The sequence below is a fragment of the Promicromonospora sp. NPDC050262 genome, assembly GCF_040655935.1.
GTDB lineage: Bacteria > Actinomycetota > Actinomycetes > Actinomycetales > Cellulomonadaceae > Promicromonospora.
In genome coordinates this window covers 338,177-351,555 of sequence record NZ_JBFAKX010000001.1, presented here as the reverse complement: position 1 = coordinate 351,555, position 13,379 = coordinate 338,177, and the positions used below count along the sequence as shown (strand labels likewise).

At 73.0% G+C, this 13,379-nt stretch carries 11 protein-coding genes; 6 read left to right on the top strand and 5 right to left on the bottom strand.

The genetic code is table 11. From position 1 onward, the window contains the following. Positions 1 to 30: 30 nt before the first annotated feature. Positions 31 to 1,740: a dihydroxy-acid dehydratase gene (gene ilvD / locus AB0I29_RS01530; RefSeq protein ID WP_357477187.1), complete on the bottom strand. Its 1,710-nt coding sequence runs from the start codon at positions 1,738 to 1,740 to the stop codon at positions 31 to 33. Positions 1,741 to 1,851: 111 nt separating this feature from the next. On the opposite strand from ilvD, the gene AB0I29_RS01525 reads away from it, so the two are divergent. The 4 genes from AB0I29_RS01525 (at position 1,852) to AB0I29_RS01510 (ending at position 6,605) form a co-directional block, all read left to right on the top strand. Further along, positions 1,852 to 2,883 carry an aldo/keto reductase gene (locus AB0I29_RS01525; protein WP_357477184.1) on the top strand — a complete coding sequence of 344 codons (1,032 nt, stop codon included), beginning with the start codon at positions 1,852 to 1,854 and terminating at the stop codon, positions 2,881 to 2,883. Between the two features lie 149 nt (positions 2,884 to 3,032). After that, positions 3,033 to 4,571, top strand: a complete 1,539-nt coding sequence (locus AB0I29_RS01520; protein ID WP_357477181.1) for a sugar ABC transporter ATP-binding protein — start codon at positions 3,033 to 3,035, stop codon at positions 4,569 to 4,571. Next, positions 4,568 to 5,527: an ABC transporter permease gene (locus AB0I29_RS01515; protein WP_285101337.1), complete on the top strand. Its 960-nt coding sequence runs from the start codon at positions 4,568 to 4,570 to the stop codon at positions 5,525 to 5,527. Before AB0I29_RS01520 ends, AB0I29_RS01515 begins: the two co-directional genes overlap by 4 nt. 91 nt (positions 5,528 to 5,618) lie before the next feature. Then, positions 5,619 to 6,605, top strand: a complete 987-nt coding sequence (locus tag AB0I29_RS01510) for an ABC transporter substrate-binding protein (RefSeq protein WP_285101339.1) — start codon at positions 5,619 to 5,621, stop codon at positions 6,603 to 6,605. Positions 6,606 to 6,630: 25 nt separating this feature from the next. Here the strand turns inward: AB0I29_RS01510 and AB0I29_RS01505 are convergent, their stop codons facing one another. The 3 genes from AB0I29_RS01505 to AB0I29_RS01495 form a co-directional block, all read right to left on the bottom strand. Next, a complete protein-coding gene (locus AB0I29_RS01505; RefSeq protein ID WP_285101341.1) occupies positions 6,631 to 7,335 on the bottom strand; it encodes a FadR/GntR family transcriptional regulator in 705 nt (234 codons plus the stop codon). Then, positions 7,322 to 8,758 carry an enolase C-terminal domain-like protein gene (locus tag AB0I29_RS01500; protein ID WP_357477174.1) on the bottom strand — a complete coding sequence of 479 codons (1,437 nt, stop codon included), beginning with the start codon at positions 8,756 to 8,758 and terminating at the stop codon, positions 7,322 to 7,324. The genes AB0I29_RS01505 and AB0I29_RS01500 overlap by 14 nt, the downstream gene beginning before the upstream one ends. A gap of 165 nt (positions 8,759 to 8,923) precedes the next feature. After that, positions 8,924 to 10,198 (bottom strand): amidohydrolase family protein, encoded by a 1,275-nt coding sequence (locus AB0I29_RS01495; protein ID WP_357477171.1) that lies wholly within the window; start codon positions 10,196 to 10,198, stop codon positions 8,924 to 8,926. Positions 10,199 to 10,270: 72 nt separating this feature from the next. Between AB0I29_RS01495 and AB0I29_RS01490 the strand changes: the two genes are divergently transcribed. Continuing rightward, positions 10,271 to 10,930: a GntR family transcriptional regulator gene (locus AB0I29_RS01490; protein WP_285101348.1), complete on the top strand. Its 660-nt coding sequence runs from the start codon at positions 10,271 to 10,273 to the stop codon at positions 10,928 to 10,930. A 118-nt stretch (positions 10,931 to 11,048) separates the two neighbouring features. Here the strand turns inward: AB0I29_RS01490 and AB0I29_RS01485 are convergent, their stop codons facing one another. Continuing rightward, a complete protein-coding gene (locus tag AB0I29_RS01485; RefSeq protein ID WP_357477166.1) occupies positions 11,049 to 12,392 on the bottom strand; it encodes a hypothetical protein in 1,344 nt (447 codons plus the stop codon). A gap of 147 nt (positions 12,393 to 12,539) precedes the next feature. On the opposite strand from AB0I29_RS01485, the gene AB0I29_RS01480 reads away from it, so the two are divergent. Continuing rightward, positions 12,540 to 13,286, top strand: coding sequence for a DUF899 family protein (locus tag AB0I29_RS01480; protein ID WP_357477163.1), 747 nt, complete (start codon positions 12,540 to 12,542; stop codon positions 13,284 to 13,286). Positions 13,287 to 13,379 lie beyond the last annotated feature (93 nt).

Genomic DNA, 13,379 nt, shown 5'->3' with positions numbered 1-13,379 from the left:
GCAACGACCTGGTCCGCAGTGTGGGCTTGTCTACTCGAGCACGGCCCCCTTCGACGCCGACTGGACCAGCTTCGAGTACTTGGCGAGCACGCCGCGCTGGTAGGAGTGGGGCAGGGGAGCCCAGCCCGTCGAGCGGGCCTCCAGCTCGGCGGGGTCGACCAGGAGGTCGAGGGTCTTGCTCGCCACGTCGAGGCGGATGCGGTCGCCGTCGCGCACGAAGGCGATGGGACCGGCGTCCACGGCCTCGGGCGCGATGTGCCCCACGCACAGGCCCGTGGTGCCGCCGGAGAAGCGACCGTCGGTGATGAGCAGCACGTCCTTGCCGAGGCCCGCGCCCTTGATCGCGCCGGTGATGGCGAGCATCTCGCGCATGCCCGGCCCGCCCTTGGGGCCCTCGTAGCGGATGACGACGACGTCGCCGGCCTGGATCGTCCCGTCCTCCAGCGCGTCGAGCGCGCCCCGCTCGCGCTCGAACACGCGCGCGGTGCCCTCGAACACGTCCGAGTCGAAGCCCGCCGACTTCACGACGGCGCCCTGCGGGGCCAGCGACCCGTTCAGGATCGTGATGCCGCCGGTGCGGTGGATCGGGTTGTCCATCGCGCGCAGGATCTTGCCGTCCGGGTCGGGCGGCGCGATGTCGGCGAGGTTCTCGGCCATGGTGCGGCCCGTGACGGTCAGGGCGTCCCCGTGCAGCAGCCCGGCGTCGAGCAGCGCCTTCATCACCACGGGCACGCCGCCGATGCGGTCGACGTCGTTCATCACGTACCGGCCGAACGGCTTGAGGTCGCCCAGGTGCGGCACGCGGTCGGCCACGCGGGAGAAGTCGTCGAGGGTGAGCTCCACCTCGGCCTCGTGCGCGATGGCGAGCAGGTGCAGCACCGCGTTCGTGGACCCGCCGAACGCCATGACCACGGCGATGGCGTTCTCGAACGCCTCCTTGGTCAGGATGTCGCGCGCCGTGATGCCCTTGCGCAGCAGGTTCACCACGGCCTCGCCCGACCGGTGCGCCCACGTGTCGCGGCGGCGGTCGGCCGCGGGCGGCGCCGCGGAGCCGGGCAGCGACATGCCGAGCGCCTCGGCCGCCGACGCCATCGTGTTGGCCGTGTACATGCCGCCGCAGGCGCCCTCGCCGGGGCAGATCGCCCGCTCGATGCGGTCGACGTCCTCCTGGCTCATCAGCCCGCGCGCGCACGCGCCGACCGCCTCGAAGGCGTCGATGATGGTGACCTGCTTCTCGGTGCCGTCCGTCAGCTTGACCCAGCCCGGCATGATCGAGCCCGCGTAGAGGAACACGCTGGACAGGTCCAGGCGGGCGGCGGCCATCAGCATGCCCGGCAGCGACTTGTCGCACCCGGCCAGCAGCACCGAGCCGTCCAGGCGCTCGGCCTGCATGACGGTCTCGACGGAGTCGGCGATCACCTCGCGCGACACGAGCGAGAAGTGCATGCCCTCGTGCCCCATCGAGATGCCGTCCGAGACGGAGATGGTGCCGAACTCCAGCGGGTAGCCGCCCGCGGCGTGCACACCCTCCTTGCTCGCCTTCGCGAGCCGGTCCAGCGAGAGGTTGCAGGGCGTGATCTCGTTCCACGAGCTCGCGACGCCGATCTGCGGTTTGGCGAAGTCGTCGTCACCCAGCCCGACGGCGCGGAGCATGCCGCGCGACGCGGTGGCCTCGAGGCCGTCGGTCACCTGGCGGGAGCGGGGCTTGACGTCGACCGGGGGGTTCTCGTCAGTGGTCATCCTGCATTGTGCCTCGTGCGAGCCGGCCGAGCAGCCGCTGGGAGGACCCGCTCCGGGCGCAGGCGTGCTATACATCTGATGTTTTCGCCGGTGCCGTCGAGGAGGACCCCCATGCTGACCACCGAGGTGCGCGCCACCGGCGTCCGGCTCACCACGCTCGGATGCGGTGCCGCCCCGGCCGGCAACCTGTACCGGGCGACCACGGACGAGGCGGTCCACGCGACCTTCGAGGCCGCGTGGGACGCCGGGATCCGCTACTTCGACACGGCGCCGCACTACGGCCTCGGCCTGTCGGAGCGCCGGCTCGGCGCCTACCTGCGCACCCGGCCGCGCGGCGAGGTGGTGGTCTCCACGAAGGTCGGACGACTGCTCGTCCCGTCGCCCGAGACCGCCGACCGCACCGACCCCGAGATGTTCGACGTGCCGGCCACCGCGCGCCGGGTCTGGGACTTCTCCCGCGACGGCGTGCTGGCCTCGATCGAGGCCAGCCTGGAGCGCACGGGCCTGGACCGGTTCGACGTCGTCTACCTGCACGACCCCGACGAGCACTGGGCGCAGGCGGCCCACGAGGCGCTGCCCGCGCTGGTCGAGCTGCGCGACCAGGGTGTCGTCGGCGCGATCGGCGCCGGGATGAACCAGTCCGCGATGCTGACCCGGTTCGTGCGCGAGACCGACGTCGACGTCGTCATGTGCGCCGGGCGGTTCACGCTCCTGGAGCAGCCCGCGCTGGCCGACCTGCTCCCCGCCGCTGCCGAGCGCGGCGTGGCGGTCGTCGCGGCCGCCGTCTACAACTCGGGGCTCCTGGCGCACGACCGGCCGCCGTCGGACGCGACCTACGACTACGCGCCCGTCCCCGCCGGACCGCTCGACCGCGCCCGCCGCATCGCGGCGGTGTGCGAGGAGCACGGCGTCACGCTGCCCCAGGCGGCGCTCGCCTACGTGCGCACGCACCCGGCAGTGGTGAGCACCGTCGTGGGACTCGGGGAGCCCGGGCACGCGGTGCAGGCCGCGCAGCGGGCAGCCGTGCGGGTTCCGGGGGAGCTGTGGCAGGCGCTCGCCGACGCCGGCCTGCTCGCCCCGGACGCGGTCCCGGAAACAGTGCCGGACGCAGTGCCGGACGCAGTGCCGGACGCAGAGCTCTGACCGGACGATAAACGTCCGATCTATCTGTGCCCCACGCCCGTCGAACGGGGCAAATTCGCATGAATCTTGCGGAAAGCCTTGAGATGCATCCGATGTCTGCGGTTGAATGCCAGCGGTTGGATGCGAGGCACGTACGCAAGGGAGCTCACGTGACGGACGGCCCGGCACTTCTTCGTGCCACGGGGATCAGCAAGTCCTTCCCCGGGGTGCGCGCGCTCGACGACGTCCACCTCGACCTGCGGCACGGCGAGGTGCTGGCGCTCGTCGGCGAGAACGGGGCGGGCAAGTCCACGCTCCTCAAGCTGCTGTCCGGGATCCACCGGCCCGACGCGGGGACCATGGAGCTCGACGGCGCGCCCATGAGCCCGGCCGGCCCCCGGCAGGCCAACGAGCTCGGCATCAGCGTGATCCACCAGGAGTTCCACCTCATGCCCGACCTCACGGTCGCGCAGAACATCTTCATCGGTCGCGAGCCCCGGCGCGCCGGGCTGCTCATCCGCGACGACGAGCTGGAGCGGCGCGCGGGCAGGCTCTTCGAGCGGCTCGGCATCCCCCTGGACCCGCGGCAGCCCGTGGCGCACCTGAGCGTCGCCGGCCAGCAGATGGTCGAGATCGCCAAGGCGCTCTCGTTCGACGCCCGCGTGCTGATCATGGACGAGCCGACGGCGGCGCTGACCGAGACCGAGGTCGCCACGCTGTTCCGCATCGTGCGCGACTTCGTCTCCCCGCGCACCGGCGTCATCTACGTGTCGCACCGGATGGACGAGATCAAGGAGATCTCCGACCGCATCACCGTGCTGCGCGACGGCCGGTACGTCGACACGCTGCCCACGGCGGGGACCGCGACGCGGGACGTCATCGCCGCCATGGTGGGGCGACAGCTCGCGACCGGGGTGCGGCCGGAGCCCGCACCCGGGGTGGCGGACCGTGAGGTGGCGCTCGCGGTGCGGGGCCTCAGCACCCGCGCTCTGCTCAAGGACGTGTCCTTCGAGCTGTACCGCGGCGAGATCCTCGGCCTCGCGGGGCTCATGGGCGCCGGCCGCACGGAGGTGGCCCGGGCTATCATCGGGGCGGACCGGTCCACGGGCGTGGTCGAGGTGAACGGCAAGCCGGTCACGGTGCGCAGTCCTGCCGACGCCGTCCGGCACGGCATCGGCTACCTCTCCGAGGACCGCAAGCGCTACGGCCTGCTGCTGGACCAGGACGTGGTCCGCAACGTCATGCTGTCCTCGCTGCCCGGCATGACGCGCGGCGGGTTCGTGCGGGACGCCGACGGGCGTCGGGTCGCCGCCGAGATGGTGGACCGGCTCTCGATCCGGACCCCGTCGGTGACCCAGCGGGCCAAGAACCTCTCGGGCGGCAACCAGCAGAAGGTGGTCCTGGCCAAGTGGCTGGTGCGGGACTGCGACGTGCTGATCGTCGACGAGCCGACGCGCGGGATCGACGTCGGCGCCAAGGACGAGATCTACACCCTGCTCACGGGCCTGGCCGCGCAGGGCAAGTCGATCGTCGTCATCTCGTCGGAGCTGCCGGAGGTGCTGCGGCTGGCCGACCGGATCGTCGTCATGTGCGAGGGCCGGGTCACCGGGACGCTCGCCAACGCCGACGCGACCCAGCACCACATCATGGAGCTCGCGACGCGGTTCGGTGCCGACCGCTCGCTCGTCACGACCGGAGGCGACGCATGAATGTCACCAGGCTCGGCAACCGCCAGCAGCTCCAGCAGCTCCTCGCCTTCGGCGGGCTGGTGGTCATCTTCGTGTTCTTCTCGGTGGCGAGCCCGTACTTCCTCGACTGGGCCAACGTGAAGGGCATCCTGCTCGCCACCGCCGTCACCGGGATCATGGCGCTGGGCGCCACGCTCGTCATCGCGACGGGCGGGATCGACCTGTCCGTGGGTACCGGCATGACGCTGTGCTCGGTGATGACCGGCGTGTTCCTGGCGAACCTCGGGCTGCCGCTCGTGGTCGGGGTGCTGGGCGGGCTGGCGATCGGGGCGCTGATCGGCCTGCTCAACGGGCTGAACGTCGCGTACCTCCGGCTGCCGCCGTTCATCGCCACGCTCGCGATGATGATGGTGGCGCAGGGGCTCTCGCTGGTCATCTCGGGGACCAAGCCCATCTACTTCAGCGACGTGCCCGGGTTCGGCCAGCTCGCGGGCGGCGAGCTCGTGCCCGGGCTGCCCAACGCCGTCCTCATCTTCTTCGTCGCCGCCGTGCTGGCGGGCGTGACGCTCAGCAAGACGCTCACGGGGCGCTACGCCCTGTCGATCGGCTCCAACGAGGAGGCGACGGCGATCTCCGGCGTCGACGTGCGTCGGTGGAAGGTGGTCATCTACGTCGTGGCCGGCCTGTTCACGGGGCTCGCCGGCGTCGTCATGGCCTCGCGCCTCAACTCCGCGCAGCCCGGCCTCGGGCTGGGGTACGAGCTGGAGGCCATCGCCGCCGTCGTCATCGGCGGCACCTCGCTGCGCGGCGGCAAGGCGACGATCCTCGGCACCGTCATCGGCGCGCTGATCATGGCGACGCTCACCAACGGCCTGCGGATCATGTCGATCCCGCAGGAGTGGCAGAAGGTCGCCGTCGGCATCGTGATCGTGCTGGCGGTGTACGCCGACATGCTGCGGCGGGGCAAGGAAGCCTGACGCCGCCGTCCGACCACGGACGTTCGAACCGACCACGGACGTTCGACCGACCACGGACGTTCGAACCGACCACCGAAGGAGCTGGACCCGGATGAACAGCAGCAGCACCACGCGCAGGCGCCTGATGGCCCTCGCCGCGTCCGTCGCCGTCCTCGCCCTCGGGGCGTGCGCCTCGGGCGGCTCGGGAGGCGGGGCGCCCGGGACGGGGGACAAGCCGTACGTGGCCCTGGTCTCGAAGGGTTTCCAGCACCAGTTCTGGCAGGCGGTCAAGCAGGGCGCCGACGACGCCGCGGCCGAGCTCGGCGTCGAGGTCACGTTCGAGGGGCCGGAGACCGAGACCGAGGTGGAGAAGCAGCTCACCATGCTGCAGACGGCCCTGGACAAGAGCCCGGACGCGATCGGCTACGCGGCCCTGGACTCCGAGGCGTCCATCCCGATGATGACGGACGCGCAGTCGCGGGGGATCCCCGTCATCGCCTTCGACTCGGGCGTGGACTCCGACGTGCCGGTGACCACGGTGTCCACGGACAACCTCGCCGCGTCGGCCGAGGCGGCCAAGCACATGGCCGAGCTGGTCGGCAGCGGCAAGATCGCGATCGTGGGGCACGACCAGACGTCGCAGACCGGGCAGCAGCGCGTCGAGGGGTTCACCGCGTACATCCACGAGAACGCGCCGGACATCGAGATCGTCGACACCCAGTACGCCGCGGGCGACCAGCTCAAGTCGGCCGACGCCGCGAAGGCGATCATGCAGGCCCACCCCGACCTCAAGGGCATCTACGGCACCAACGAGGGGTCGGCGATCGGCGTCGTCAAGGCGGTCCAGGAGTCCGGGCGGTCGGGCGAGCTCACCGTGATCGGCTTCGACTCCGGCAAGGCGCAGACCGACGCGATCCGCGACGGCCTGATGGCCGGGGCGATCACCCAGGACCCGATCAAGATGGGCTACGAGACGGTGAAGGCCGCCGTCGCCGCGATCGACGGCGAGGAGGTCGAGCCTGTCATCGACTCCGGCTTCTACTGGTACGACCAGACGAACATCGACGACGAGGAGATCGCCGCGGTGCTGTACGAGTAGCGCGTGGCAGACCCGCCCGCACGTGTCAGGAGTCCTCGTCCAGGTTCTCCGGCTTCGGCAGCCAGTCCTCGACGCCCAGGAGGTGGGCCGCCATCCGGATCCGGGCGGCCTCGGGATCACGCGCGGCGAGCGCACGCCAGACGGCCTCGTGCTCGCCGTGCGTGCGCGCCTCGATGCCCTCGGCGTGCAGCACGCGCCACAGGCGCGCCCGCACGGTGCGGCCGGCGAACGACTCGATCAGCGCCTCCAGCACCGGGTTGCCGGTGTGCGCCGCGATCACGCGGTGGAACGCGATGTCGACCTCGATGAACCGGTCGTGGTCCACCTCCGCGCCGTCCAGCACCCCGGCGACCTGGTCCAGGACGGCCCGGGCCTCGGCGAGCGCCTCGTCGGTCATCCGGGTGGCCGCCAGCCCGGCGGCCTCCGTCTCCAGGACGCGGCGGACGCTGTGGAAGGCGGGCAGCGCGCCGTCGTCCTGCAGGTCGAGGACCAGGGCCATGGGGGAGAGCAGGCGCGCGGCGTCGAGGCTGGTGACGTACGTGCCGTCACCCTGCCGGGTGTGCAGCACGCCGAGGATCGACAGCGCGCGCACGCCCTCGCGCAGGGAGCCGCGGGAGACCTGGAGCTCGTCGGCCAGGTCCTTCTCCACCGGCAGGCGGTCGCCGGGTCGCAGCCTGCCGTCGAGGATCATCCTGCGGATGCCGTCGACGACCTCGTCAGTGCGGGACATGCCCCGAAGTATCCCGCACAGAAGTATCCGGCACAGGTGTGTCGCGTACCGGAGCGCCGCCCACCGAGGTCTCGCCCACCCAGTACGTCCCGTCCGGGAACCGGAACCGGTCGATCGACTCCTCGTACATCTGCGTGGAGTAGCCGGGCAGCGCCGGCAGCACGTACGCGGTGCCCGCGCCCCGGTCGGCGACGACGCACGGGGCGGTGAAGTGCTCGTGCAGGTGGTCCACGTACTCGGTCACGCGGCCGGTGAGGTCGCCGCCGATCGCCACGTAGTCCAGCACGGAGACGTGCTGCACCATCTCGCACAGGCCGACGCCGCCCGCGTGCGGGCACACCGGCACGCCGAACCTGGCCGCGAGCAGCAGCACGGCGACGATCTCGTTGATGCTGGCCAGCCGCCCGGTGTCGAGCTGGCAGTAGTCGATCGCCTCGGCCTGGAAGAGCTGCTTGAACATCACGCGGTTGTGGCAGTGCTCGCCCGTCGCGACGCCGACCGGCGCGACGGCGCGGCGCACCGCGGCGTGGCCCAGGATGTCGTCGGGCGAGGTGGGCTCCTCGATCCACAGGGGGTCGAACCGCGCCAGCTCGCGCATCCACTCGATCGCCTGCGGCACGTCCCACACCTGGTTGGCGTCGATCATCAGGTTCCGGTCGGGGCCCAGCACCTCGCGCGCGATGGTCAGCCGGCGGACGTCCTCGTCGAGGTTCGCCCCGACCTTCAGCTTCACGTGCTGGTACCCGGCGTCCACGGCCTCCTGGCACAGCCGCCGCAGCTTGTCGTCGCTGTAGCCGAGCCAGCCGGCCGACGTCGTGTAGACGGGGTAGCCGGTGCGCTCCAGGTGGTCCAGGCGCTCCTGCCGTCCTGCTTCCCGGGACCTCAGGATCGCCAGCGCCTCGTCGCGGGTCAGGGCGTCGGAGAGGTAGCGCAGGTCGGCGACGTCGACGAGCTGCTCGGGGGTCATGTCCACGAGCAGCCGCCACAGCGGCTTGCCCGCGCGGCGCGCCGCCAGGTCCCAGGCGGCGTTGAGCACGGCCGCCAGCGACAGGTGCACCACGCCCTTCTCGGGTCCGAGCCAGCGCAGCTGGCTGTCGGCGGTCAGGTCGCGGTAGACCGCGCCCATGTCCGCGACGAGCTCGTCGACGTCGCGGCCCACGAGCACCGCGGCCTGCTGCCGCGCGGCCTCCGCCACGATGTCGTTGCCCCGGCCGATCGTGAACGTCAGGCCGTACCCGCCGAGCGTGCCTCCGGATCCGGACGGGCCGGCGGATTCCGAGGCGGCGGGGTCGGGCGCGTCGGTCTCCAGCACGACGTAGGCCGCCGAGTAGTCGGCGTCCTTGTTCATCGCGTCCGAGCCGTCGGCGGTGGCCGACGTCGGGAACCGCACGTCCTCGACGCGCACTCCGGTGATCGTGGCCATGCCGCTCCCTCGCAAACATCCGATGAAATGCCTGCAATCTACGGACGGGAGCGCTGCGGGTCAAGGTGTTGCGTGGGACGGCTACGGGATCGCGGGGCGATTGGTTCGATCAATGCGATGGGCCGATGACGGGGCACCGGGCCTGCCGTCGGCTCACCCCTCACCTCAGACCAGGACCTCGCCGTCCCTGGCGACGACCCGGCCGGCCGCGACCACGAGGGCGCGGCGCGGGGCGCGGACCACGGCGTCGGGCACGTTCTGGGCGTCGACCAGCACGACGTCGGCCGGTGCGCCGGCAACCAGGTCGTGCGCCGCGCGGCCGACGAAGCGGGCGGCGTCGGCCGAGGCGATGCGGGCCGCGGTGACCAGGTCCTCGTCGCGCCGGAAGCCGGACAGGCGGGCGAGCTGCGTGGTCAGCGTGAGCAGGTCCCCGGTGCCGTAGGGGGACCACAGGTCACGGATGCCGTCCGTGCCCAGGCCCACGGCGACGCCGGCGGCGCGCAGCGCGTGCAGCGGCAGGGGAGCGGCGCCGATCGGCGCGACCGTGGTCATCGTGATGCCCGCCTCGCCCATCGCCGCGACCAGGTCGGCCTGGCGGGTGCCCGCGAGCTGCCCGACGGCGAAGCCGTGCGCCACGTTGACCTTGCCCTGCAGGCCGGACCGGACGGTGCGGTCGATCATCAGCTCGATCTGGAACGCGCCCAGCTCGCCGCCGTCGTGCAGGTGCACGTCGATGCCGACGCCGCGCCGCTCCGCGATCGCGAACAGGCCGTCGAGCTGGCCCACCGGGTCGCGGTCGATGGACGCCGGGTCCAGGCCGCCGACGTGCTCGGCCCCGGCGGCCGCCGCCTGGTCGAGCAGGTCCAGCACGCCCGGGCGACGCAGCACGCCGTCCTGCGGGAACGCCACGATCTCGGCGTGCACCGCACCGCCCAGGGCGGCGACGGCCTCGCGCACCACCTCGATGCCGCGCAGCCCCACACCCAGGTCGACGTCCACGTGCGAGCGGACGGCGGTGGTGCCGGTGCGGACCGACTCGCGCAGCACGGCGAGCGTCACGTCGACGCCCGGGATGCCGAGCTCGTCGCGGTGCGCGCGCTCGTGCGCGATCCGGCCCTGCGTGCCCGGCTCCCCGCCGTAGCTCACCCACGGCTTGCCCCACCACGACTTGTCGACGTGCGCGTGCGCGTTGACCAGGCCGGGCAACGCGAGCAGGCCGCCGCCGTCGACGACGCCGGGCGCGCCCTCGACGGTCCCGCCGGGCGCGCCCTCGACGGTCCCGCCGGGCGCGCCGCCGCCGGTGTCGCGGGCGGCGCCGCCCGCTGCCGGGTCGTGGGGGAGGACGGCGGTGATCACGCCGTCGGCGATGTGCAGGTCGCTGCGCTCGCCGCCCCAGGGGCGCACGTCGCGCAGGACGGTGACGGGGGTGGTGCTCGTCATGAGGGTTCCTTCCTCGGTGGGGCAGGCGGCGTAAAATGGTATCCCATTTCAGTTCCTGGCAGGATGGCGCCCATGAGCATGCCGCCGGACGGCGACTTCGAGCCCGAGTCGGTGCGGGTCGCGCGTGCCGTCCGCGAGCAGATCGTGGACGGCACCCGCGCGCCCGGCAGCCGGCTCGTCGAACGCGACCTCGCCGCGGAGCTGGGCGTGAGCCGCATCCCGGTGCGGGACGCCCTGCGGGCGCTCGTCGCGGAGGGGCTGGTCACGCCGCGCCCGCGGACCTGGGCCGTCGTGCGGGAGTTCACCGACGCCGACGTCGCGCACCTGCAGGAGGTGCGCGAGGCGACCGACCCCACGCAGTTCCGGCTCGCCGCGCGGCGGCGCACCCCGGAGCAGCTCGCGGCCCTGACCGAGGCATGGGAGCGCGAGGACGCCGCCGCCCGGCGCGGCGACGCCCCGGCGGCACGGCGGGCGGCGGCGGACTTCCACGAGGCGGTCGTCGCGGCGTCGGGCAACCCCGTGCTCGCCGAGCTGCACGCCGTCACCGCCAGCCGGGTGCGGTGGCTCCTGGCCCAGCACTCCGACCTGACGGGCATCGCGGACGAGCACCGGGCGCTGCTCGACGCCGTCCGCGACCAGGACGCCGAGGCCGCCGCGCGGCTGGCCCGCGAGCACCTGCGCACGAGCCGCTCGGCGGCGGCCGAGCGCCGGGCGGCGCCGTCGCCGGGGTAGGGCTCCGGGCAGTAGGGCTCCAGGCAGTAAGGCTCCAAGCAGTAAGGCTGCAGGGACCCGGTTCACACCCTCGGCGCGAGGTTCCTTCCCCGGTGTGCGCTCTCCGGCGTCCGGCCGGTCACCACCGGACCTGCGGCAGACCGAGCTGCTCGCGCACCCGGCGCGGGCCCGGCGGGTGACGCACCACCTCCCGGATCAGGTCGTCACGGACCGGCACGTCGGCCCAGTCAGGCTCCAGCGGGTCGCCGTTGGCGGCCCTCGGCTCACCCACGGTGGAGTCGCCGAGGTCGGTCCATCGCCCCGCACCCATCGGGGTCCCCCGGGGTGCGCACCGCACCTCCGCGGGCAGCCCCTCCAGCGGCGAGGGCAGCCCGGTCCGGAGGCGCCGCAGAGCGGCGGCCTCGGCGAAGTCGTGGAGCCGGCGGGTCTCGCGCGGCTCGTCCGGGCCGGCTCCGGCGGGCAGGAACTCGAGGTAGATCTCCTCGTGGTCCCCGACCGCGCGCAGCGAGACCCACGGTTCCTGGGCTCCGGCCGGGAGCAGCCGGGCTGCGGCAGCCAGGACGTCCTCGGACAGCATCCGGAGGAAGACGGGGTGCAGGACGCCCGAGCTGTCGCGCACCCCGCGGTAGATCGACCGGGCGACACGTTCCGTGGGCACGGCGGGGCCGGAGTAGGTGAACCCCAGCACGTTCACGTGGACGCTGTCGATCCAGCGCGCGTACTGGACCGGTGAGTGGGCGCCCAGCCATCGTCCGACGGCGTTGCCCGGTCCGAGGGCCAGGGCGACCGACATCATCGCCACACCCACGGCACCGGCGATCGTCGCCACGACCAGGAACGTCGTCACGCCGGTGAGCAGGCCGGCCACGAACGAGGGCAGACCCCAGTCCTCGCGGGTGAGCGTCCAGACCGGTTCCCCGGCCCGGTCCCAGAACCAGTTCACGAACGCGGCGACGAGGCCCGCGGAGCCGGCGGTGACCGCCGCGACGACGATCGTGCCCAACCGGTTCAGCAGCCCCCTCCCGCGCAGGTCCTCGGCCGCCGTGACGAACCCCGCGGCATGCTGCCCGAGCTGGCCCGCGGTGGCGAGCGTCATCGAGGCCGCGACCAGGGCCGCTGTCAGCGGTTGGAAGGCCGCCGAGTCGGCGTTCCACGTCACGACCCACGCGGCCGCACCGGTCGCCAGGCCACGCAGCAGCCAGCACACCCGCACCACCAGCCGGCCGAACGCGGCCACGCTCCGCCGTCGGCGGCCGGACAGGGCGGGCAGCGGCGTGACCTCCGGCGGGACGAGCAGCGTGATGACGGCGAGCGAGACGGCGATCGTCGCGCACGGGACGACCCGTAGGTCCCGCGACTCGTCGTGCACCACGAGCACGATCGACGAGACGGCCGACGCCAGCCACGCGAGGAGGCCGACGACCTGCAGGAACACGGAGACGCGACGCTGCCTTGATCTCATGCGACCCCCTTCGCCCGGCATGCTCCGATGCAGCGTAGAGGGGTTGCCCGGCCGCGACCAGGGCTCCGCGCGATGAGTCGGGGCCCCGGTCGTCGTCGGTACCTGTGGGCGCTGTCCGGCGCCGGACCCGATGCCCAGGAGCAGACGATGACCGAGACGCCCGAGACCACCCTGCCGAGAACCACCGCCCGTCCGCCCGTCGTCGACCGGGACGCCTGGCAGGCCGCCCGCGACGAGCTCCTGGCCCTGGAGAAGGCGCACACCCGCGCGGGCGACGCGCTCGCGGCCGCCCGTCGCCGGCTGCCGATGACGGAGCTCGACGGCACCGTCCCGGTCACCGGCGCCGATGGCCCGGTGCGGTTCGCCGACCTGTTCCAGGGGCGCGACGAGCTCGTGGTCTACCAGCACATGTGGCACGACGGCGACCCGATCAGCGGCCAGTGCCCCGGCTGCACCATGAACACCTGGCACGTCCAGCAGGCCGCCCCCTACCTCCGGGCGCGCGGCGTGTCCTTCGCGATGCTGACCGAGGGCCCCTGGGCCGAGGTCGCGCCGTTCGTGGAGTTCATGGGCTACACCGAGCCCTGGTACTCGGTGCGCGACCTGCCCGCGCCGCTGGGCGTCGACATGGGTCACATCGCCTGCTTCCTGCGCGACGGCGACCGCGTCTACCTCACCTACCGGACCACGGGCCGCGGCAACGAGCCGGCCGCCGGGATCTTCGGCCTGCTGGACATGACGCCCTACGGACGCGGCGAGGCCTGGGAGGACGTGCCCGAGGGCTGGCCCGCGGGCCACACCTCGTGCTGGTACTGGGCCACCGACGCGGACGGAGAGGCCACCTGGGGACCGACCAGCCGGCCCACGCCGCAGTGGACCCGGCCGGGGGCCTGATGTTGACGGGCGCGATCGCCGGCACGGGGCCGTGCCACACGCACGTCACGGGCGACGGGTGGTTCGTGCAGGAGCCGGACGACCGACCCGGCC